At 59.0% G+C, this 22,664-nt stretch carries 16 protein-coding genes, 2 rRNA genes and 2 pseudogenes; 12 read left to right on the forward strand and 8 right to left on the reverse strand.

Translation table 11 applies throughout. From position 1 onward, the window contains the following. Window positions 1–187 precede the first annotated feature (187 nt). The 5 genes from QOM08_RS04205 to QOM08_RS04225 all read left to right on the forward strand — a co-directional run bounded on the left by QOM08_RS04205 (window position 188) and on the right by QOM08_RS04225 (window position 7,060). Window positions 188–3,079, forward strand: a 23S ribosomal RNA gene (locus QOM08_RS04205). Window positions 3,080–3,229: 150 nt separating this feature from the next. Next, window positions 3,230–3,345 (forward strand): 5S ribosomal RNA (gene rrf, locus QOM08_RS04210). Between the two features lie 149 nt (window positions 3,346–3,494). Then, window positions 3,495–4,154 carry a paraquat-inducible protein A gene (locus tag QOM08_RS04215; protein ID WP_047229370.1) on the forward strand — a complete coding sequence of 220 codons (660 nt, stop codon included), beginning with the start codon at window positions 3,495–3,497 and terminating at the stop codon, window positions 4,152–4,154. Beyond that, window positions 4,141–4,764 (forward strand): paraquat-inducible protein A, encoded by a 624-nt coding sequence (locus tag QOM08_RS04220; RefSeq protein ID WP_047229371.1) that lies wholly within the window; start codon window positions 4,141–4,143, stop codon window positions 4,762–4,764. Before QOM08_RS04215 ends, QOM08_RS04220 begins: the two co-directional genes overlap by 14 nt. Beyond that, window positions 4,757–7,060: a PqiB family protein gene (locus QOM08_RS04225; RefSeq protein ID WP_139051170.1), complete on the forward strand. Its 2,304-nt coding sequence runs from the start codon at window positions 4,757–4,759 to the stop codon at window positions 7,058–7,060. The genes QOM08_RS04220 and QOM08_RS04225 overlap by 8 nt, the downstream gene beginning before the upstream one ends. Window positions 7,061–7,235: 175 nt before the next feature. Here QOM08_RS04225 and mksF read toward each other — a convergent pair whose 3' ends face one another. Genes mksF through mksB form a run of 3 tightly spaced genes read right to left on the reverse strand, consistent with a single transcriptional unit; the run spans window position 7,236 to window position 12,044 of the window. Then, entirely contained in the window at window positions 7,236–10,076 is a 2,841-nt protein-coding gene (mksF, locus tag QOM08_RS04230) for an Mks condensin complex protein MksF (RefSeq protein ID WP_047229372.1), read from the reverse strand. Continuing rightward, complete coding sequence (mksE, locus tag QOM08_RS04235; RefSeq protein WP_047229373.1) at window positions 10,073–10,774, reverse strand: Mks condensin complex protein MksE; 702 nt, start codon at window positions 10,772–10,774, stop codon at window positions 10,073–10,075. Before mksE ends, mksF begins: the two co-directional genes overlap by 4 nt. After that, window positions 10,764–12,044, reverse strand: a complete 1,281-nt coding sequence (mksB, locus tag QOM08_RS04240; RefSeq protein ID WP_047229374.1) for an Mks condensin complex protein MksB — start codon at window positions 12,042–12,044, stop codon at window positions 10,764–10,766. The genes mksE and mksB overlap by 11 nt, the downstream gene beginning before the upstream one ends. 180 nt (window positions 12,045–12,224) lie before the next feature. On the opposite strand from mksB, the gene QOM08_RS04245 reads away from it, so the two are divergent. Continuing rightward, window positions 12,225–13,010 carry an energy transducer TonB gene (locus QOM08_RS04245; RefSeq protein ID WP_274091312.1) on the forward strand — a complete coding sequence of 262 codons (786 nt, stop codon included), beginning with the start codon at window positions 12,225–12,227 and terminating at the stop codon, window positions 13,008–13,010. Next, window positions 13,003–13,455, forward strand: a complete 453-nt coding sequence (gene rimI / locus QOM08_RS04250) for a ribosomal protein S18-alanine N-acetyltransferase (protein ID WP_047229376.1) — start codon at window positions 13,003–13,005, stop codon at window positions 13,453–13,455. Before QOM08_RS04245 ends, rimI begins: the two co-directional genes overlap by 8 nt. A 280-nt stretch (window positions 13,456–13,735) precedes the next feature. On the opposite strand, the gene QOM08_RS04255 is transcribed toward rimI, so the two are convergent. Beyond that, entirely contained in the window at window positions 13,736–14,140 is a 405-nt protein-coding gene (locus tag QOM08_RS04255) for a serine kinase/phosphatase (RefSeq protein WP_076386330.1), read from the reverse strand. Window positions 14,141–14,272: 132 nt separating this feature from the next. On the opposite strand from QOM08_RS04255, the gene can reads away from it, so the two are divergent. After that, window positions 14,273–14,917, forward strand: coding sequence for a carbonate dehydratase (gene can, locus QOM08_RS04260; RefSeq protein WP_047229378.1), 645 nt, complete (start codon window positions 14,273–14,275; stop codon window positions 14,915–14,917). A gap of 10 nt (window positions 14,918–14,927) precedes the next feature. Here can and QOM08_RS04265 read toward each other — a convergent pair whose 3' ends face one another. The 3 genes from QOM08_RS04265 to QOM08_RS04275 form a co-directional block, all read right to left on the reverse strand. Then, window positions 14,928–15,455, reverse strand: a complete 528-nt coding sequence (locus QOM08_RS04265; RefSeq protein WP_160893574.1) for a lysine methyltransferase — start codon at window positions 15,453–15,455, stop codon at window positions 14,928–14,930. 174 nt (window positions 15,456–15,629) lie between these two features. Then, on the reverse strand, window positions 15,630–16,787 hold the full coding sequence (locus tag QOM08_RS04270) for a hypothetical protein (protein WP_047229380.1): 1,158 nt from the start codon (window positions 16,785–16,787) through the stop codon (window positions 15,630–15,632). Window positions 16,788–16,898: 111 nt separating this feature from the next. Continuing rightward, window positions 16,899–18,317, reverse strand: a complete 1,419-nt coding sequence (locus QOM08_RS04275; RefSeq protein WP_076386741.1) for a short-chain fatty acid transporter — start codon at window positions 18,315–18,317, stop codon at window positions 16,899–16,901. A 310-nt stretch (window positions 18,318–18,627) separates the two neighbouring features. On the opposite strand from QOM08_RS04275, the pseudogene QOM08_RS29010 reads away from it, so the two are divergent. The 4 genes and pseudogenes from QOM08_RS29010 to QOM08_RS04290 all read left to right on the forward strand — a co-directional run. Further along, a pseudogene (locus QOM08_RS29010) lies at window positions 18,628–19,314 on the forward strand (PAS domain-containing protein); the annotation flags it as partial. A gap of 108 nt (window positions 19,315–19,422) precedes the next feature. Next, window positions 19,423–19,854: pseudogene (locus QOM08_RS29015) on the forward strand (methyl-accepting chemotaxis protein); the annotation flags it as partial. A 91-nt stretch (window positions 19,855–19,945) separates the two neighbouring features. Continuing rightward, the gene (locus QOM08_RS04285) at window positions 19,946–20,500 is read left to right on the forward strand and encodes a DUF2975 domain-containing protein (protein ID WP_107322932.1); all 555 of its coding nucleotides are present in this window, start codon (window positions 19,946–19,948) and stop codon (window positions 20,498–20,500) included. A gap of 7 nt (window positions 20,501–20,507) precedes the next feature. Next, window positions 20,508–20,732 (forward strand): helix-turn-helix domain-containing protein, encoded by a 225-nt coding sequence (locus QOM08_RS04290; protein WP_047229383.1) that lies wholly within the window; start codon window positions 20,508–20,510, stop codon window positions 20,730–20,732. Window positions 20,733–20,805: 73 nt separating this feature from the next. Here the strand turns inward: QOM08_RS04290 and ggt are convergent, their stop codons facing one another. Beyond that, window positions 20,806–22,647, reverse strand: a complete 1,842-nt coding sequence (ggt, locus tag QOM08_RS04295) for a gamma-glutamyltransferase (RefSeq protein WP_316912598.1) — start codon at window positions 22,645–22,647, stop codon at window positions 20,806–20,808. Window positions 22,648–22,664: the final 17 nt, after the last annotated feature.

The following is a 22,664-nucleotide window of genomic DNA, read 5'->3' on the forward strand; positions in this document are numbered from 1 at the left end:
TGTTGATTTCTAGTCTTTTGATTAGATCGTTCTTTAAAAATTTGGGTATGTGATAGAAAGATAGACTGAACGTTACTTTCACTGGTAACGGATCAGGCTAAGGTAAAATTTGTGAGTTGCTCTTAGAGCATGCGAATTTTCGGCGAATGTCGTCTTCACAGTATAACCAGATTGCTTGGGGTTATATGGTCAAGTGAAGAAGCGCATACGGTGGATGCCTTGGCAGTCAGAGGCGATGAAAGACGTGGTAGCCTGCGAAAAGCTTCGGGGAGTCGGCAAACAGACTTTGATCCGGAGATGTCTGAATGGGGGAACCCAGCCATCATAAGATGGTTATCTTGTACTGAATACATAGGTGCAAGAGGCGAACCAGGGGAACTGAAACATCTAAGTACCCTGAGGAAAAGAAATCAACCGAGATTCCCTTAGTAGTGGCGAGCGAACGGGGACTAGCCCTTAAGTGGCTTTGAGATTAGCGGAACGCTCTGGAAAGTGCGGCCATAGTGGGTGATAGCCCTGTACGCGAAAATCTCTTAGTCATGAAATCGAGTAGGACGGAGCACGAGAAACTTTGTCTGAATATGGGGGGACCATCCTCCAAGGCTAAATACTACTGACTGACCGATAGTGAACTAGTACCGTGAGGGAAAGGCGAAAAGAACCCCGGAGAGGGGAGTGAAATAGATCCTGAAACCGTATGCGTACAAGCAGTGGGAGCCCACTTTGTTGGGTGACTGCGTACCTTTTGTATAATGGGTCAGCGACTTATTTTCAGTGGCGAGCTTAACCGAATAGGGGAGGCGTAGCGAAAGCGAGTCTTAATAGGGCGTCTAGTCGCTGGGAATAGACCCGAAACCGGGCGATCTATCCATGGGCAGGTTGAAGGTTAGGTAACACTGACTGGAGGACCGAACCGACTACCGTTGAAAAGTTAGCGGATGACCTGTGGATCGGAGTGAAAGGCTAATCAAGCTCGGAGATAGCTGGTTCTCCTCGAAAGCTATTTAGGTAGCGCCTCATGTATCACTGTAGGGGGTAGAGCACTGTTTCGGCTAGGGGGTCATCCCGACTTACCAAACCGATGCAAACTCCGAATACCTACAAGTGCCGAGCATGGGAGACACACGGCGGGTGCTAACGTCCGTCGTGAAAAGGGAAACAACCCAGACCGTCAGCTAAGGTCCCAAAGTTATGGTTAAGTGGGAAACGATGTGGGAAGGCTTAGACAGCTAGGAGGTTGGCTTAGAAGCAGCCACCCTTTAAAGAAAGCGTAATAGCTCACTAGTCGAGTCGGCCTGCGCGGAAGATGTAACGGGGCTCAAACCATACACCGAAGCTACGGGTATCACTTAGGTGATGCGGTAGAGGAGCGTTCTGTAAGCCTGTGAAGGTGAGTTGAGAAGCTTGCTGGAGGTATCAGAAGTGCGAATGCTGACATGAGTAACGACAATGGGTGTGAAAAACACCCACGCCGAAAGACCAAGGTTTCCTGCGCAACGTTAATCGACGCAGGGTTAGTCGGTCCCTAAGGCGAGGCTGAAAAGCGTAGTCGATGGAAAACAGGTTAATATTCCTGTACTTCTGGTTATTGCGATGGAGGGACGGAGAAGGCTAGGCCAGCTTGGCGTTGGTTGTCCAAGTTTAAGGTGGTAGGCTGAGATCTTAGGTAAATCCGGGATCTTAAGGCCGAGAGCTGATGACGAGTTACCCTTTGGGTGACGAAGTGGTTGATGCCATGCTTCCAAGAAAAGCTTCTAAGCTTCAGGTAACCAGGAACCGTACCCCAAACCGACACAGGTGGTTGGGTAGAGAATACCAAGGCGCTTGAGAGAACTCGGGTGAAGGAACTAGGCAAAATGGCACCGTAACTTCGGGAGAAGGTGCGCCGGTGAGGGTGAAGCACTTGCTGCGTAAGCCCACGCCGGTCGAAGATACCAGGCCGCTGCGACTGTTTATTAAAAACACAGCACTCTGCAAACACGAAAGTGGACGTATAGGGTGTGACGCCTGCCCGGTGCCGGAAGGTTAATTGATGGGGTTAGCTAACGCGAAGCTCTTGATCGAAGCCCCGGTAAACGGCGGCCGTAACTATAACGGTCCTAAGGTAGCGAAATTCCTTGTCGGGTAAGTTCCGACCTGCACGAATGGCGTAACGATGGCGGCGCTGTCTCCACCCGAGACTCAGTGAAATTGAAATCGCTGTGAAGATGCAGTGTATCCGCGGCTAGACGGAAAGACCCCGTGAACCTTTACTATAGCTTTGCACTGGACTTTGAATTTGCTTGTGTAGGATAGGTGGGAGGCTTTGAAGCGTGGACGCCAGTTCGCGTGGAGCCATCCTTGAAATACCACCCTGGCAACTTTGAGGTTCTAACTCAGGTCCGTTATCCGGATCGAGGACAGTGTATGGTGGGTAGTTTGACTGGGGCGGTCTCCTCCTAAAGAGTAACGGAGGAGTACGAAGGTGCGCTCAGACCGGTCGGAAATCGGTCGTAGAGTATAAAGGCAAAAGCGCGCTTGACTGCGAGACAGACACGTCGAGCAGGTACGAAAGTAGGTCTTAGTGATCCGGTGGTTCTGTATGGAAGGGCCATCGCTCAACGGATAAAAGGTACTCCGGGGATAACAGGCTGATACCGCCCAAGAGTTCATATCGACGGCGGTGTTTGGCACCTCGATGTCGGCTCATCACATCCTGGGGCTGAAGCCGGTCCCAAGGGTATGGCTGTTCGCCATTTAAAGTGGTACGCGAGCTGGGTTTAGAACGTCGTGAGACAGTTCGGTCCCTATCTGCCGTGGACGTTTGAGATTTGAGAGGGGCTGCTCCTAGTACGAGAGGACCGGAGTGGACGAACCTCTGGTGTTCCGGTTGTCACGCCAGTGGCATTGCCGGGTAGCTATGTTCGGAAAAGATAACCGCTGAAAGCATCTAAGCGGGAAACTTGCCTCAAGATGAGATCTCACTGGGACCTTGAGTCCCCTGAAGGGCCGTCGAAGACTACGACGTTGATAGGTGGGGTGTGTAAGCGCTGTGAGGCGTTGAGCTAACCCATACTAATTGCCCGTGAGGCTTGACCATATAACACCCAAGCAATTTGTTGACCCGATACAGGGCACCAGATTGCGGTGTGTGAAGACGCTATGAACCGAAAGTTCGCACAACACACAAACCTATCGCATACCCATTCGCTGGAACGTGACCGCAAGGCACGCGCTGGCTACCGAATTTCTTGACGACCATAGAGCATTGGAACCACCTGATCCCATCCCGAACTCAGCAGTGAAACGATGCATCGCCGATGGTAGTGTGGGGTTTCCCCATGTGAGAGTAGGTCATCGTCAAGATTAAATTCCGAAACCCCTATCTGCTGACGCAGGTAGGGGTTTTGTTTTGCCCGCAATAAAATTGCGCCGAGGCTCGGAATAAATTTGCACAGTTATTTTCAAGCCAGCGCACTAGAATAGCCTCCACCTTAGTTGAGCCAGAGCTCTTTATGCCCGATCCGTTTGACGCCCCTCGGTTGTCAGATCTGCCGTTGGATGACTTGGTGGCGTGCCATGAGTGCGACCTGTTGATGCGCAAGCCCCAGCTGGCCCATGGCGAAAAAGCCGAATGCCCTCGCTGTGGGTATGAGCTCTACGCTCACCGACACAATGTGGTCGAACGCAGCCTTGCATTGGTCATTGCCGCTCTGCTGTTGTATGTGCCGGCGAACTTTTTACCCATCATGCAGCTCAATTTGCTCGGCCAATCCTCCCAGGACACCGTTTGGAGTGGTGTGGTCGGCCTGTTCAATACCGGCATGCAAGGTGTATCGGTGGTGGTTTTTCTGTGCAGCATGGGTATTCCGCTGCTTAAACTGCTTTGCCAATTGGCCGTGCTACTGACCATTCGCTGGAATATCGGCCGTAGCTACGGCTTATTGCTCTATCGCATTTATCACCATTTACGCGACTGGGGCATGCTGGAGGTTTACCTCATGGGTGTGCTGGTGGCCATCGTCAAGTTGGCAGACATGGCGGCCATTACCGTGGGGCTTGGTCTGGCGTGTTTTATCAGTTTGTTGCTCGTCCAGGTCTGGCTGGAGGTGGTGATGTCGCCGCATCAGATCTGGCAAGCGTTATCAGGAGAGGACGCTCATGCGGGCGATTGATGCGGGTATTTTGATCTGCACAGAATGCCACGAGCTAAACCGGCAGGAAGCTGACGTCGATACACAAACCTGTACCCGCTGCGGCGCCCTGGTTCATCCTCGTCGCCCGAACAGCTTGATGCGGACCTGGGCGTTATTGGTCACTGCCGCGATTCTCTACATTCCGGCCAACATGCTACCGATCATGACCATCAACTCGTTGGGGCAAGGGGCACCGAGCACCATCATGGCCGGGGTCATCGAGCTGGTTCAGCACGGGATGATTCCGATTGCCGCCGTGGTGTTCATCGCCAGTATCGTCGTTCCGACTTTCAAGTTGGTAGGCATCGCCTTGCTGCTGTTTTCCGTGCAACGGCACCAGCCCATGTCTGCGCGGCAACGCATCCTTATGTACCGTTTTATCGAGTTCATTGGGCGCTGGTCGATGCTGGATATTTTTGTGATCGCCATATTGGTGGCGGTAGTGAATTTCGGTCGACTCGCCAGTGTCGAAGCCGGTCTTGGTGCAATTGCTTTTGCCAGCGTAGTGATTTTGACAATGATTGCCGCAGTAACCTTCGATCCCCGACTGATTTGGGATAACACGGAGTCGGATGACGACCATGACTGATTTGCCTACCGCTAAAACCCGACCGGCTTCGAACTGGTCCGCGATTTGGGTCTTGCCGCTGATTGCCTTGATTATCGGCGGCTGGCTCGGCTGGCGGGCCTATAACGAAACCGGCATCGAGATCAACGTGCGCTTTGAAAGCGGCGAGGGTATTCAGGTCAACAAGACTGAAGTCGTCTACAAGGGTATGCCGGTCGGCAAAGTGAAGTCCCTCAAGCTTGATGACGAAGGCAGCTCGAAAGGCGTGGTCGCGACCATTGAGATGAACAAGGACGTCGAGCAATACCTCAAGACCGGGACACGCTTCTGGTTGGTCAAGCCGAGCGTGACCCTGGCCGGCATCACCGGCCTGGAAACCCTGGTTTCCGGTAACTACGTGGCTATCAGCCCGGGGGAAGGGGAGCCGATCCGTAAATTCAAGGCCCTGGCCGAAGAGCCGCCGCTCTCGGACGCCAAGCCTGGTTTGCACCTGACCCTCAAGGCCGAGCGCCTGGGCTCGCTGAACCGTGGCAGTCCGGTGTTCTATAAACAGATTCAGGTCGGACAGGTGAAAAGCTACCTGCTATCGGAGGATCAGAGCACGGTCGAAATCAAAATCTATATCGAACCGACTTATGCCGGCCTGGTGCGTAAACATACGCGTTTCTGGAATGCCAGCGGCATCAGCATCGATGCCAATCTGTCGGGCGTTAAAGTGCGCAGCGAATCCCTGGCGAGCATCGTGGCCGGTGGTATCGCGTTCGCCACGCCGGAGAGTCGCAAAGACAGTCCGCCCACAGACCCGAGCCTGCCGTTTCGTCTTTATGAAGACTTCGACGCTGCCGCTGCCGGCATCCGCGTGAAGGTCAAGCTCAGCGACTTCGAAGGGTTACAGTCCGGTCGTACTCCGGTGATGTACAAAGGCATTCAGGTCGGCAGCCTGAAGAACCTCAAGGTCGATCCGGATCTGTCCAGCGCTACCGCTGAATTGACCCTAGACCCACTGGCCGAAGATTACCTGGTGACCGGCACCCAGTTCTGGGTGGTCAAGCCGTCGATCTCGCTGGCGGGGATTACGGGCCTTGAGGCATTGGTCAAAGGTAACTACATCGCCATACGTCCCGGCGACAAGGGAGGCGCGCCGCAGCGCGAATTTGAAGCCAGGCCGAAGGCGCCACCGCTGGACTTGCGTTCGCCCGGGCTGCACCTGGTCCTGCTCACTGAAAACCTGGGTTCGCTGGAGGTCGGCAGTCCGATTCTCTACAAACAGGTCAAGGTTGGATCGGTGCAGAGCTACCAGTTCTCCCGCAAGAAAAAGCAGTTGATCATTGGTGTGCACATCGAGAAGGAATACGAAGGTCTGGTCAACGGATCGACCCGGTTCTGGAATGCCAGTGGGATTACGCTCACGGGTGGTTTGACGGGGGGGATCCAGGTCAAGAGCGAATCCCTGCAAAGCCTGATGGCCGGCGGCATTTCTTTCGATACGCCGGAACCCAATGTGCCGTTGAAAAGGCGCATCCCACGGTTCCGTCTGCATGCAGACCGCGAAGCCGCGCAACAGAAAGGCACAATAGTGACGATCAAGGTCGATCGCGCCGACGGTTTGCGCAGCGGCACGCCGATTCGTTTCAAAGGGCTGGATGTGGGCAAGATCGAGGACGTGGACCTCAGCGCCGACATGCAATCGATCCTGCTCACCGCACGTATCACCGAAGTGCCGGAGCGTATTGCTCGGGTCGGCTCCCAGTTCTGGGTGGTCAAGCCCGAACTGGGGCTGATGAAGACCTCGAACCTGGAGACGCTGGTGACCGGGCAGTACATCGAAGTACAGCCACCGGTGAAAAACCTGGGGCCGCAGAAAAACTTCGTGGCCCTCGCCAGCCCACCGCAAAACGCTGTCCCTGAAGCCGGTCTGAGCCTGGTGTTGAGCGCCGCTCGCCGTGGTTCGTTGAAGACCGGCGTGCCGGTGACGTATCGCGAGATTACCGTGGGCAAGGTTACTGGCTATGAATTGGGCCAGACGGCGGACCGTGTGCTGGTTCATATCCTGATCGAGCCCAAGTACGCGCCATTGGTGCGCAGCGGCACGCGATTCTGGAATACCAGTGGCTTCGGCATGGACTTCGGGTTGTTCAAAGGCGCGACAGTGCGGACTGAGTCGCTGGAGACGCTGATCCAGGGCGGCATCGCTTTTGCCACCCCGGATGGCGAGCGGATGGGCAACCCGGCGCGACCGGAGCAGACCTTCCCCTTGTTCGATCAGTTTGAAGAGGAGTGGCTGACCTGGGCGCCGAAGATCAAGCTGGGTAAGTGATCAGGGCAATCAGTCTGTTCTGACGCCATCGCGAGCAGGCTCGCTCCCACGAAGTGTCATCTGATTGCGACGCTAAACCTGTGGGAGCGAGCCTGCTCGCGACAATCCTAAAAAGCCCAATAAAAAAGGCCGCGATCCATTGGATCGCGGCCTTTTTTGTGTCCGGCTATTTACCTCAAACCGGATCCAGCTCCGGCTCGTCGGCCTGCACGTTCACCGTGGCTTTCACCGCATCGTGACGGCGGATGTACTTCCAGTCCGCCTCGTCGATGTAGATGCCGTTGGGGCCGCTGCCGCCTTCCAGGTCGATGGCGACGCTGGCGCAGACTTGCGGTTTCACACTGGCCAGGATCGGCACAAAACCCAGCTGCAAGCTGGTTTCCAGCAGCGCGGCCTGGTTTTTCTCGTCGATGTCTGCCGCTTCGTCAAGGTAGTACGGCAGACGCACGCGACCGGCCTGTTCGCGGTCCATCAGGTGCAGCAACAAATACATGTTGGTCAGCGCCTTGATGGTCATCGTGGTGCCGTTGGACGCCGCGCCATCGATATCGGTGTGGATCACGGGCTGGCCGTTGACCTTGGTGATCTCGAAGGCCAGTTCGAACAGGTCCTTGAGGCCGAGCTGGTTGTGGTTGGCCGCCACCAGGCGGGCCAGGTATTCCTTGGCCTCTTCGTTCTTGTTGTCCTGCTCGGCGCTCTGGCTGAGGTCGAACACCGACAGGGTCTCGCCTTCCTCGTACTGGCCGGCGCTGTGGATGATCTGGTCGATGTGCTTGAGCGCTTCCTTGTTCGGCGCCAGGACGATCCGGAAGCTCTGCAGGTTGGACACCTGACGCTTGTTGATCTCGCGGTTGAACAACGCCAGTTGATGCTCGAGGCTGTCGTAGTCGCTACGGATGTTGCGCAGGGTCCGGGCAATGTCAGTCACCGCCGCACGCCGTGCCTTGCCCAGGGTCAGGGCTTCGTCGGTACGGTGGGCATAGGCGTTGATCAACAGTTGCAGGCGGCGCTCCATGTCGTCTTCGCTGTCGAACTTGGCCACGCCCTTGAGGCGGACCTGGGCGTACAGTGCTTCGATCTGGCCATCGACCCGCAACAGACCCTGCCAGCTGTCCTGGTAATCATTGAGCAGTGGCAGCAGGTTGTCCATGGAGTCGTCGACCGGGTCCATGAACGGTGTGCCGAACGGCAGGTCCGCTGGCAACAATTGACGACGGCGCAGGGCGTCGTCGAGGGTACGTTGCTTGGCTTCCATGTCGGCGATCTGCCGGCCCACCAGTTGCAACTTGGCGGACAACTGCTGGACACGTTCGGTGAAGGCATCGCTGGAGCGCTTGAGTTCGTCCTGGGCGGCTTCCATCTGCGCCAGTTGCTCAAGCTTTTCGCCTTCCTCGGCACTCAGGGTCTGGGTGCGGCGGAAGTCTTCCAGGGCTTTCTGCGCATCCAGAACCTGCTGGTACAGCGCCTCGGTCTGGGTCTTGCTCGCGGCGCGGTCGGCGGCCACAGCTTGCTGGGTCTTGAGCTGCTTGAGTTCTTTTTCCAGGCGTTCTTTCTGGTCCCGCAGTGCGGCGCGATCGGCCAGGGCTTGCAGGGCCGGCGGTTCGATGTGGGACAGGTCGATGGACAGGCCCGGTACTTCGAAACGCTCACCTTTGAAGCCGTCGAGGATCAGCTCCATGGATTTGACCCACTCGCCGTTCTCGTCCAGCGCGATACCGTGCTCGCCCAGCGGCAGGCTGAACAGCGCACTGTTGAACAGGCGCATCAGGCGTTCAACGTCCTGTTGCGAGAATTCTTCCCGCAGGCGGGCGTAGCTGTTGTTGTCGGCATGATCGAGTTGCTGCTTGACCGACTTCAGGCGTTTTTCCAGATCCCGCAGGCGCTCATCCAGGTCTTCGGCGCTGAACTGCCGGGACTGGGCCAGGGCACCGGCCAGTTCGTCGTGGGCATCCTTGGCCGCGAGTAGTTGTTGCTCGAGGACCTTGACGTCATCCACCAGGGCAAAGCGGTTCTTGAGCACCGACAGTTCGCCAATCCAGCGCTGGATACCGCTGATTTCCCGTTCCAAGCGCATCAACTCCTGAGTGCCGCCGCGCTGGTCGTTCTGCAGCGAATCCTGCTCGTTGCGGTAGTGTTCGGCCTGGATGGTCAGCTCTTCCTTGCGCGCACTGGCGTAGTCCGACCAAGTGCCGAGCAGCGAGTCGAGCAACGGTGACAGACGATGCAGTTTGCCGCGCAGTACATCGCGCTGCTTCACGCCATTGGCCAGGGCCTCCACCAGCGGACCGGCAGCCACCAGGGAGTTGTAGTCCTGTTCCATGCGTCGTACATCACGGAAGGCTTCTTCACACGCGGCGATGTAATCCACGCTACCGGAACGCAGGCTGTGCTCGAACGCGTCGAGGAACAGTTGCTTGAGCTTGGCCGCAGTAATTTCGCGCATGTGCAACAGGTTGATGAACAGCGCGCGGAAGGTCTTGAGGCTTTGCTCGCTGGTGGAGCGCAGCGGGATCAGCGTCAGGTCCAGCGGAATCGAGGTATGACCGCCCACCAGCAGGCGTCGCAGTTCATCAGGCTTGAGTTCGTAGGCTTTGAGGCCTTCGCGCTCCAGGTTGGTGAACAGCTCTTTCTGACGCAGGCAGGTGTCGTCTTTCTGATAATGGGCCAGGTCCAGCTTGCCGGCGTAGGCAAAGAACTGGTGGCCGAAACCGCCGCCGGGGCCGCGACCGACCACACCGATCACGTGCGGGCCGTGGGGCAGGGCGACTTCCACCAGGATGTAGCTGGTGTCCGAGGCAAAGTAGAAACGCCGGGATTGCTCCAGGCTGTACTTGCCGAAACTCATGTCCGACATGCGCGCCAGGATCGGGAACTGCAAGGCGTTGATCGACGCGGATTTACCGAGGTTGTTTGCGCCGTACACCGACAGCGGTTCTTCCAGCGGGAACAGGCCCAGGCTGTAGCCGGCGGTGTTCAAAAGGGCAAAGCGGCGGATGCCGTAGCGTTCCTTGCTCATGCGTCGGTCTCCTGTTCTTCGGCAATGGCACGGGCCAGTGCGTCTTCTTCGCTTTCACCTTCGAATTCGCTCAGATCCAGCGGATCATCGGTTTGCAGCAACTTTTCGTCGCTGTCTTCGTCGATCAGTACCGGTGCAGGCAACGGCAGCACGCTGTGCAGGCTGGCGGCCAGGTCGCGGTCCTGCTGGACCGACAGGCAGACGTCGAGGAAACGGTGCATCGGTGGCAGGAAGCGGTAGACACCGTTCTCTTCGCCGGCAAAACCCAGTTGGGTCATGCGGCGCATGATTTTTTCTTCCAGCTCTTCCTGGGTCTGCACTTCGGCCTGAAGGAACAGGTCGCGGTACTTTTCCAGAAGCGAGGGCAGCTCATCGCGGCCCAGGCTACCACCGTCGAGCACGGCAATCGGGTCGCGGCCCTGGTCGGCCAGGTGCTCGACGAGGATGAAGGTGAACAGCGCCAGGCGTTGGGCGGTCTTGTTCACCGCAGCGGCGGCGAGGTCCGGCACGAAGTAGTAGAAACCACGGGTGTCGCACACCAGTTCGAAACCCAGGGCCTTGAACAGCGTGCGGTACTGGTCCTGGAAGTTCGACAGTTGCGCGTACAGCTCCGGGTCGCGGCGGCTGACGTGGTAACCCTTGAACAGCTCGCGAAAAATCGGCGCCAGTTGGGACAGTTCGGATAGATCAAGATGCATGGGGGATGCTCGCAGAATCCTCGGCGGCGGTGTCGCGGGCCGAGAGCAGGGCGAAGGAGCGCAGGCTGACCTGATGCTCGTGAGTGTGGTAGTCGCGGCGTTCCAGACGCTCGCGCTTGAAACGTTTTTCCCGCGACAGACGCGAGAACCAGTACAGCAATTCGTCGGTGGCGCCGTCCGGCTCCTGCTCCAGCAACCAGGTCATCAGGTCCGGCATTGGCAGCGCGTCTTCGCAACGCTCGACCATCTCGCGTACGGTGCGTGGCGCGCGAGGAGCCTCGCCGCCCTTGTGGGTCTTGTGGGACTTGGGGAAGCGCGCCGGTTTCGGTTCGAAACGGGCCAGGGCGTACACGTAGGCTTCGACCTGACTGGCGCTGCCCAGGAAGGTGCTTTGCGGACGGGTGAACAGCGGCATGGCGGCTTGGGGCACGGCATCGAGGCCTTTGCGCCGAATGGCGGCCAGGGCCAGGGCGGCGCCACGGGTCACCGCATTGTGACGACGAGCCTCTTCGCGTAGCGGCAGGAGCAATTCGCGGGCATGGCGCAGGGTCAACTGGGCGCTGGTCTGCATCTCGAGGATGCGCGCGTGGGTGCGCAGCAGCATGTCGTCGTCCACCAGATGGCCGAGGCGCTGCTGTTCGGTGAGCATGCGCAACAACACATTCTCGACCTTGCGCACGCCTTGCTCGAACGCGCCGTCGGCGTTCACCAACTGGATCATCGGTTCGACGTATTCATCCCAGGTCGCCAGTACTTCGGCGTAGCGCTGGCGCAACGGAATCTGCCGGTCGCTGGTCTTGGCCCGTTCGGCCACCGCTACCAGGGCCTGTTCGTCGTTGGCGAGTTTCTTGAGTACGTCGCGCACGCGCATGTCCAGCAGACGCAACTGGCGGGCCAGATCGTTGCCGTCGCGAATGTCGAACGCGTCCTGGATATAACCGGCCAGGCGCTCGAGGTGGCGCAGGTAGGCTTCGATTTCCAGGCACAGGCCGAGGCGGTGTTCGCGGCGCAGGTAGGCGAGGAAGTCATGGATCTGGGCGTTGAGCTCGAAACGGTTCGGGCTTTTCGCCACCGGTACGAGGATGTCCAGGCGGATCCACACGTCCAGCAGGTTGGTGATGTCCTGGGGCGTGCTGTCCAGTTGTTGGGCGGCCAATTGTGAACGCAATTCGTTGAGGCTCAGGGTGCCCTGGTCGAAGTGCTCGCACAAAGGTTCCAGCAATGCCCAGTGTTCAGCGAGGGCGCGCAAGACGCGCTTGGGTTCGATCATCGCAATGGCCGTCGGGTTGGCAATTAAAAGGGGCGATTGTACTGCATCAGGCCGGTTGCGATTCACCCCTGAGACGGACTGTCGGTTGAATCGCTCAACTATTGATTCAACAGGGAAGCGATCTCTCTCGAAGGGCGGTAGAATCCCTTCCACTTTCAGTTATCCACAAGTGGCCGACCCTTGCTTATCGAGTCCCGCCGCCGCGCCTATCTGACCGCCATGCAGGTGGTCAACTGGCTGCCGCGTACCGAATTGCCGTTTGCCGCCCCGTCGCGGCCCGAGCTGCTGGAAACGCCCGAGCCGCTGGATATCGAGCCGGTCGTGAGCGCGCCCGTGGCCAAGACGGTGGCCGAGCCGGTGGCGCCTGTGGTCGAACGGCCGAAGATCGAGGTTCCGCGCCCGAGCCTGGCTTCGACCCGCACCAACGCCAAACCGGTAGAGGCCGCCGATGAGACCCCGGCCCCGGTCAAGACCCCTTACGTCGCACCGCCGCGTTTCGCGCTGCAACTGCTACGGGCAGGACGTTGCCTGCTACTGGTGGAACTGCCCACGGGCGAACCGTTTCAAAGCCGCGATCCGGCGTATCTGCTACTCAAGGACATGCTGCGCGCCGCCGGTCTGCCGGACAGCCCACAGATCATTGGCGAGCCAGTGCGCTGGCCGTTGCTGTCACGCGGGACCATGGACCAGGGACCAGAAGCGGCGCGGGATTTTGTCCAGGGTTTTGTCTCGGCGCGGCTTGAGGATGAGCCCTGCGTGTGCCTTTGGCTGATCGGCCTGCCGGCGGTGAAATTTGCTGGTGAGGTGGATGCTCAAGCGTTCAATCGCGAACTGCAGGTCGAAGGCCTGGGCTCGGCCTGGGCGTTGCCCGGCCTGGAATTGTTAATGGAGACGCCACAGCGCAAGGCTGATGTCTGGCAAGCCATGCGCCGGCTGATGGCGCGTTGGAAAGAATCGAATGAGTGACGCTGTATCGTTCCGCCCGATGACCGAGGCGGACCTCGACGCTGTGCTGAAAATCGAATATGCGGCCTACAGCCACCCCTGGACCCGAGGGATCTTTCTCGACGGGCTGGGCAAGTACCAGATCTGGCTGATGTTCGAAGGCCAGCAGCAAGTGGGCCACGGCGTGGTGCAGATCATCCTGGATGAAGCGCACTTGCTCAACATCACCGTCAAACCGGAAAACCAGGGGCGCGGCTTGGGTTTACGGCTGCTGGAGCATCTTATGTCCATTGCCTACAAGGCCGAGGCTCGGGAGTGCTTCCTGGAAGTGCGTGACAGCAACCGCACAGCGTTCCGGCTGTATGAGCGCTATGGCTTCAATGAAGTCGGCCGTCGCCGCGATTACTACCCTGCGGTGGGCGGACGCGAAGATGCGGTGGTCATGGCGTGTACCTTGGTGGACTGAACTTGCCACATCGAGGTTAACCGCAACGCCGTCATCGCGAGCAAGCTCGCTCCCACAGAGAGCTTGGCGATGTGCATCAAATTTGCGCTCGAACACAAAACCCTGTGGGAGCGAGCTTGCTCGCGATGACGGCGGCACATTCAACCCCAGTGCAAACTGATCCACCGCTATCGCGAGCAGGCTCGCTCCCACATTGGATCTGCATCGCTCAAGACATTGGGTTATGACGCAGAACCTGTGGGAGCGAGCCTGCTCGCGATGGCGTCAGCTCTATCGACACTTACCGCTTGCCATCCAACGGATCGATATCGGCCATTTCCGCTTCGTCGAGCCCGTCACCCCCGCCAATGTCATTTTCATCCACTACGCTCAGGTCCCAGTCCGCCCGTTTGTCGTCACCGGCTTCATGGGCGTCCCGGGCACCGTCTTCGCGGATCAGTGTTTCCGGGCTCATGTCGTCGTCGGTGGGTTCGTGATCATCCGTTGAAGCCCCTGTCAGCCCGGCTTCACGCACGCGTTCACGCGGCATCAACTGTTCGCGTTCATTTTCCGGCAGTTCGTCGCCGATTTTCGCACTGGGCTCTTGTTCGTCGAATTCCAGTTCATGCATCGAGCCCATGCGGTCTTCGTTATCGTCGATGGGTTCCGGCTGGACCGCGTCGAAAGGACGTCGTGAATCATTCATGGCAATTCCTCATACTGTGGGGCTTACTGGGTGGACCCACAGCCGTGGCGAGAATTCCAACGGCATTCTGGACGTGACCTCGACGGGCGGTCGTCTGTCAAAGTTGCGCACTATTCTCGAGGGCTAGATAGCATGAACGAATTACAAGATCTGATTGATAACAACGCGCGCTGGGCCGATGCGATCAAGCAGGAAGATCCTGATTTCTTTTCCAAGCTGGCCCGTCAGCAAACCCCTGAGTATCTGTGGATCGGCTGTTCCGATGCGCGGGTGCCGGCCAACGAGATCGTCGGCATGCTGCCCGGCGATCTGTTTGTGCACCGTAACGTGGCCAACGTGGTGCTGCACACCGACCTCAACTGCCTGTCGGTGATCCAGTACGCGGTGGACGTGCTCAAGGTCAAACATATCCTGGTCACCGGGCATTACGGCTGTGGCGGCGTGCGTGCCTCGATGCAGGATCGTCAACTGGGTCTGATCGACGGCTGGCTGCGTTCGATTCGCGACCTGTACTACGAGCATCGCGAAACGTTGGCCCAATTGCCGACCGAAGAAGAGCGCGTGGATCGCTTGTGCGAGCTCAATGTGATCCAGCAGGTGGCCAATGTCGGCCACACCAGCATTGTGCAGAACGCTTGGCATCGCGGGCAGAAACTGTCGATTCACGGCTGCATCTACGGGATCAAGGACGGCCGCTGGAAAAGCCTGGACACGACGATCAGCGGTTTCGAGCAGTTGCCGCCGCAGTATCGGCTACGTCCGGTCGGCGCGCCCTGATTCGGCTCATTCAGTCGCGATGACAGCGGCGACGCCAGTGCCGTAGAAATTTCATCCCTCGCTCGTTGGGCGGTTCGTCATAGCCTGTGATCCAGCCATGACAGTTGGACGAACCGCACCGGCAGGCGAACTGTCGATACAATTTCTGCTCGGTACTGGCGTAATCCATCGTCAGGCAGTCACCTTCCTCGATGATGGTCAACGCCCATAACCACAGTTCGCTCATGTCCAGGAAAACGTTCGGGCTGCAGGAGTGCTGCAGCAATCCGGCGAAGCGCGGGTCATACATGTGGATGTCCGGCAGGATCTGCAGTGTATGCAGGCGTCGTCGGCTGACGATCAGTCCCGATACCCTGCACATCCTTTCCAACGGCGCAAACCGCTTGCGGGCGACGATGCCATTGCCGCGGCCGTTAGTCGTCTGGCGCACTTCGAAATCGCGCCTGGATGGATAACCCATGCGCGTGCTGAGTTGTTTCTCGGGGTAGATGCCGTCCCCGTTCGGTGAGGATGCGCTGTCTGCAAGGAAGGTGGTCATGACGGTCCCTGTCGCGTAGGACGCTCGGCCTTCTGGCGCTGGCGATCCTGCCAGCGATCATTGAAACCTGCCTAGCTTCGCGCAACCTTGAAACGACATCTACTGTCGACTCTGACAGGAGCCAAAGGCGCTTTCCCGCGTGAGCCCAGGCTTACGCAGGAAAGTCCTTGGGGTTTACACCGCGTCAGGCAGCGCTGGCATGGGGACTTTCAATTGTGGAAGTTGTGATTTGATTGCCGGCTCCGCGCATTTTTTCGCCGCTTCGTCCGCAGACAGCTTGCGGATCGAGGTATAGAACAGCTCACAGGTTTCTTCCTTTTGCGTGACCTGCCAGGTCTGTGTGCATTGATTCAATTGCGCACTCGGATCGGTGCCCGGTTTGCTGCCCATGCCGGCTTGCCAGCATGCAGCGCTGAGGTCCTGCCCCATGACTTTCAAACCTGCCGCATCCGCCTTGGCCTGATCACCGTTGTAGCTGTCAGGGTCGGCGGCATACCAGATGTAGCTCGGGTGGTTGGAGCCCAGGACCGGAACCTTGACACCCGCAGTCGGCGTAATGGTCGCCAGACCCAGCACGTCCACGGTCTGGCCGTACTGTGTCTTGATCCAGTTCCGCACGGGAGCACCGAAGGCCACCATCGGCAGGGCGTCGCCGCTGGCGTTCTGGCTGACTTGCTTGACCATGGTGGTCTGGTAGTCATTGAAATAGTCGTAGACCCCGCCCAGCGCCTGGCCGGCATTGGATGGCGCCGCAATCGGTGCGATGTCGACAATGGTCTGGAAGGCCGGGGTCTGTTCGGCGGCGATGCCGTTGGCGGTCAGCAGCGTGGCCCAGCGATCGGTGGTGGCCGATTCCAGGTAGTCCTGCGCCTGGGTCAGGGAGTAATCCGGCGGGAAGTGCAGCAACTCAATGCTCTTGCGGTTCTCCAGGGCCATGCCCAGCGGCAGGAACAGGTACCAGTCGTAGGCCCATTTGTTATCGCTGTTGAGTTTGGTGGCGCCCTTGTATGCCAGGTCACCGGCATCCAGCAGCGCAGTCAACGGTTTGCCGTAGTCTTGCGGCACGCCGCTAATACTGGCGTAGACCTTATCGTTGTCGCTTTTGACGCTGACCTTGGCCGCGCTGTAGCCGTCACGCTGCACGCTTTGGGTCAGGTAATGCTCAACGGTCTGCTCCAGCGTCCAGTTGCGAAAACAAATGACGTTGCAGTTGTTGGGGTAGGCGAAGAGACGGGTGACGCGTTCGGTACTGCCCAACTGAACATCGATGTCGGCATGGGCGGCGGCACTGAAGGCCAGGGTAGCAAGAGAAAGTACGGCGAGTTTGGACATGCTCAGATCCTTTTCAGCGTGTGGACCCCTCGAACAGGGTGTAGCCATACTGAAACAGACCGGAGCGAAGAAAAAGTGGGCCGACGAAAATATCGGCCCTTTTTTATGGCTTTATGGCATCACGGGCGGCAGATAAGACAATGTCGTCCCCAGCGCCCACAGCAGCACCAGCACCAATGGCGTGTGAACCAGTAATTGCACGAAGGAGAAACCGATCAGGTCCCGGGCCTTGAGCCCCAACACTCCCAGCAGCGGCAGCATGTAGAACGGATTGATCAGGTTTGGCAGCGCTTCGGCGGCGTTATAGATCTGCACCGCCCACCCCAGGTGATAGTTCAGATCATTGGCCACCTGCATGACATAGGGGGCTTCGATGATCCATTTGCCGCCTCCCGAAGGAATGAAAAAGCCCAGCACCGCCGAGTAGGCGCCCATCAACACGGCGTAGGTATCGTGGGATGCGATCTGTACGAAAAAGGTGGATATGTGATGGGCGAGCGTCTGGGCGTCGCTACCCTTGACCGTGGTCAGCAGCGCGGCAATCGAGCCGTACAGCGGAAACTGGATCAGCACGCCGGTGGTGGTCGGCACCGCGCGCGCCACGGCATCGAGAAAGCTGCGCGGCCGCCAGTGCAGCAACGCGCCAAGCATCAGGAACAGGAAGTTATAGGTGTTGAGCCCGGAGATGGCGCTTATCGCAGGTTTGGTCGAGAACTCGTGGAACAGCCAGCCGGCGGCCAGTAGCGCCAGGGCAATGGTCAGCAGCGGGCTATGTTCCAGCCATTCTCCCGGGCGGGTGCGAGGCTGCAATGCCGGCATGCTGAAGCTGGGATCAATCCCGCAGGCGGCGGCGTCACGGGCACTGTTCGGGCCGGGAGCGGTGGCATAGGCCACGATCAGCGAGATCACGATCAACGCCAGCAACATCACTCCCGATTGCCAGAGAAAAATGGTCTGGGTGAACGGAATGACCCCGGTGATCGACAGGATCGACGGTGGCAGGCTGGCCGGGTTGGCCTGCAATTGCGCCGCCGAGGAAGACAAACCCAGTGCCCAAACCGCGCCCAGGCCCAAGTAAGCGGCGGCGCCCGCGGCGCGGTAGTCCATTTTCAGATCGGTGCGACGGGCCAGGGCACGTACCAATAAACCGCCAAATACCAGGGAAAGCCCCCAGTTGAGCAGCGACGCGACCATGGAGATCAATGCGACCCAGGCCACCGCGGAGCGACCGTTTTTCGGGATGCGTGCCAGGCGATCGATCAGTTTGACGGCGGGCGGCGAGCTGGCGACCACGTAACCGCCGATCACCACGAAGGCCATCTGCATGGTGAACGGTATCAGGCTCCAGAAGCCATCGCCGAACGCCATGGCAGCGGCCGTGGGTTTGGCGCCGATGAACAGTGTCGCCACCGCGACTACCAATACTGCCAGGGCGGCAAATACCCAGGAGTCAGGGAACCAGCGCTCGGCAAAACTGGAACAGCGCAAGGCGAAGCGGGCGGAACGGCTGTCTTGTATGTCGGTGGTCACGGCAATTACCTCGATTTTTATGGTTATGGGTATTGGGTGCGGCAGGGTCTTGGCGTCAGGCGCCAACACTGGAGCATTCCAGTGACCATGGGAGGCTAATCGGGGTTCGCGAGCGCGCAGGATTATTTTCAGAAGCGGCCCGGGGCGCTCTTTAGAAAAAAATCGGCGAGCCGATGGCAAGAGAACAGGCCACCTAACTCTCCTGCTCTCGGAGCATGCCATGTTCAATAAACGCTTGAAGCAGGAGCTTTCGGCTCTTCGCCAGGAACTGTCCAGCCTTGTGCAGGTGAAGGAGAGTTTGGACCGCGAGATGCTGGCCCTCACTCTGGATGCCGAAGGGCGGGTGCAGACGGTCAATCAGAATTTTCTCGACGAAATGCACTACAAGTCCCAGGACCTCATCGGCCGGTCTGTCGAAGAGCTGGTGCCGGCTTACCTGAAATCCAATGAGTTCCAGTTGCGTTTCAAGACGGCGCTGACTAGAGGCGAGCATTTCTCCGGCGCCGTACGGCTGCTCCGGGGCAACGGTAAGGAAGCCTGGTTGCGTTCGATTCTCCAACCGGTTCGGGCGGCTGATGGCCGAATCCGCTATTTCTCGATGTATTCCAGCGACCTGACCCGTACCATCGAGGCGTCGCGTGAACATGAAAACCTCATTGGTGCGCTGGTGCGTTCAACGGCGGTGATCGAGTTCGACCTGGGCGGTCACGTACTGTCAGCCAATGATCGCTTCCTCAATGCCATGGGATACAGCCTGGCGCAGATCAAGGGCAAGCATCACCGCATGTTTTGCGAACCGGAGGAGTACAACAGCGCCACCTACCAGCAGTTCTGGCAGCGTCTCAATAGCGGCGAGTTCGTGGCCGGTCGCTTCAAACGCTTGGACAGCAACGGCCGTGAAGTCTGGCTGGAAGCCTCTTACAACCCGGTGCTTGATGCCAACGAGCGACTGTACAAAGTGGTCAAGTTCGCCACGAACATCACTGATCAGGTCAACCAGGAAAAAGCTGTCTCCGAGGCGGCCGGCATTGCCTACAGCACCTCGTTGCAAACCGACAACAGCGCCCAGCGCGGCACCACCGTGGTGACCCAGGCCGTGGGCGTGATGCGTGACCTGGCCCGGCACATGCAAACCGCCGGCGAAGGCATCGAGGCCCTGAATGAGCAATCCCTGGTGATCGGCACCATCGTCAAGACCATCAGCGGCATTGCCGAACAGACCAACCTGCTGGCGCTCAACGCGGCCATCGAAGCCGCCCGGGCGGGTGAGCAGGGCCGGGGCTTTGCGGTGGTGGCCGATGAAGTGCGGCAACTGGCGTCGCGTACCAGTCAGGCCACTGATGAGATCGTCGGCGTGGTTCGCCAGAACCAGGACATGGCCCGCAACGCCGTGGCACTGATGACCGACGGCCAGCATCAGGCCGAACAGGGTCTGGCCCTGGCAGCGGAGGCGGGGACGGTGATCGTCGAGATTCAGGATGGCGCGAAGAAGGTGGTCGATGCCGTGAGCCAGTTTGCCAATCAGTTGTCGACTTGAGTTTGATGTTATCGTTTTTTACATATTAATTATTGTTCTGCGATAATTTCATCGCTATGGTTTGCGCTTCCTTTGTTCTGTGGAGCCTTCCATGTCCTCGAATCGTCTCGCCCTGTACAGCCAGCGCATGGCTGTCATCACACTTGTCTTCATTATCACGATGATGGTCCTCAACGCCGGGGTCTGGCTGTTTCCTGACGTTGCTTCAGAATACGGTCTGGGCTTTGCCCTGACCGAGCGACAGCTGTCGAGCTTGTCAGCAGAGGCTATGCGCTTGACTGGCTGGCAATGCCTTGGCGCAATGCTGTTGTCGAGCATACCGCTGCTGGCCCTGGCGTTCGGGCTGGGCCATTTGCGGCAGTTGTTCCAGCGATATGCCCAAGGCGAGTATTTTTCCAGCGAAGCAGCCGTTTGCCTGGGGAAGGTAGGTCGCGCTGTGGCGCTGTGGGTGCTGCTGGATTTCCTGTGTGAGCCGTTTCTCAGCCTGCTGGTGACGATCAACGCACCGGTCGGTCAGCGTCTGCTTACCCTCAGCGTTACCGCCCCGTCGTTTGTCGCGTTGTTTCTTGCAGCCTGCATTGCAATCATTGCCCGGATATTGTCCCGGGCCAGTGAAGTCGATTCTGAAAACCGAACTTTCGTTTGAGATCCCTATGCCTATCGTTATTCAACTTGATGTGATGCTGGCGACGCGCAAGGTTAAATCCAAGGACCTTGCCGCCGCGATAGGCATTACGGAAGCCAACCTTTCCTTGTTGAAACAAGGAAAGGTCAAGGGTATTCGCCTGGCTACCCTCGAAGCCATTTGCAGCCATCTGCAATGTCAGCCCGCCGATCTGCTGATTTACCAACCGCAGAGCGATCCTCCGAAGGCTTGACCTCCAGGGGGAGAGAACCTGCCTGCGATGGCCAGTGACGCGACTTTCCAGACCGGTCGGATGGCCGCGACGCTCAATCCCCCAGCGCCTGCCCCTCACGCCGCGGGTCCGCCCCACCGGCCAGTGAGGTTCTGCCCTGGGCATCACGGACTCGGACGATTGCCTGGGTCCCGCTGGTCATGTCGATTTCACTCACGGCATGGCCTTTGTTTTTCAACGCCTGGATCAGCGTCGGGCTGAACTGACCTTGTTCCAGTTCGGTGGGGCCGTTGCGGCTGCCGAAGTTGGGAAGATTGATGGCGGCTTGCGCGTCCAGGTCCCAGTCCAGCAGGCCGATCACTGACTTGGCGACGTATTCGATGATTTGGGAGCCTCCCGGTGAGCCAACAGCGGCCAGCAGTTCACCGCTCTGGCGATCGAAGATCAGGGTCGGCGCCATGGACGAGCGGGGGCGTTTGCCGGGTTCGACGCGGTTGGCGACCTTTTGCCCATTTTCTTCGGGGATGAACGAGAAGTCGGTCATCTGGTTGTTGAGCATGAAACCCCGGACCATCAGGTGTGAGCCGAACGCTGACTCCACCGTGGTGGTCATCGACACGGCGCCACCCTGGTCATCCACTGCCACCACTTGCGAGGTAGAGATGCGCAGGGGCGAACGGTCCGGGGCGTATGCCACCTGGACGCCCGGTGGTGTGCCGGGTTTGGCGATGCCCATGCTGCGTGGACCGATCAGGCTCGCGCGGCTGGCCAGATAACCGGGATCGACCAGGCCTTTGACCGGTACGGGGACGAAGGCCGAGTCAGCGACATACAGGGCGCGGTCAGCGTAGGTCAGGCGCTCGGCTTCGGCGATCAGGTGCACTGCTTCGGGCGTCGGCTCAATGCCGGCGGGTTTATCGGTCTTGACGGGTTTCATGGGCGCGAGGGCCGTGCGGCGGTCGCGCTGTTCCAATGCCTGCAAGGTCCCGAGGATCTGCGCCACGGCGATCCCGCCCGAAGACGGGGGCGCCATGCCACAGACTTGCCAGCGCTTGTAGTCAGTACAAAGCGGCGCACGCTCCCGGGCGGCGTAGCCCTGGAGGTCATTCAATGACAGGCTGCCGGGGTTGGCATGCTTCTGCACCTTGGCGACGATTTCTTCGGCAATCGGCCCTTTGTACAAGGCGTCGGGACCTTCGCGGGCGATGCGCTTGAGCACGTCGGCCAAAGCGGGATTTTTCAGCAGCGTGCCGACCGCCTTCGGGCTGCCGTCGGCGTTCAGGAAATAGGCGGCCATGTCCGGCGACCCCGGCAAGGATGCGTCGGACGCAATCATCGAGTGCAACCTGGGCGAGATCGCAAAACCCTGTTCGGCCAATGCGATGGCCGGCTCGAACAGCGTGGCCCATTCAAGTCGGCCATGTTTGCGATGGGCCAGTTCCAGTGCCCGCAACACGCCCGGAGTGCCCACGGAACGGCCGCCTATCTGCGCGGCGGTAAACGGCATGGGTTTGCCATCTGCTTGCAGGAAAAGTCTCTCGGTGGCGCCGGCCGGTGCCGTTTCGCGACCGTCGTAAGTACGTACTGCCTTGCCGTCCCACAACACGATGAATGCACCGCCACCGATCCCGGAGGACTGCGGCTCCACGAGGGTCAGCACCGCCTGCATGGCAATCGCCGCGTCGATGGCCGAGCCGCCGCGCCGCAACATCTGCCGCCCGGCTTCGGCCGCCAGCGGGTTGGCCGCTGCGGCCATGTGCTTGTCGGCGTGGCGGGTCTGCAAGTCGGTGCGATAGCCGGAGGCGATCTCCGGTGCGACAGGCAATACTGGGGTTGTGGAGGAGGGCGGGGCCTTACAGGCAACGAGTGCCAGGGCTACAGCCAGCAGCGAAACGGCTGACAGGCGATGAAGATTTGGTTTCAGATCTGCAAGCATGTGTCGCTCCATCCGTG

It is taken from the genome of Pseudomonas sp. P105 (assembly GCF_032614175.1).
Taxonomy (GTDB): domain Bacteria; phylum Pseudomonadota; class Gammaproteobacteria; order Pseudomonadales; family Pseudomonadaceae; genus Aquipseudomonas; species Aquipseudomonas rhizophila.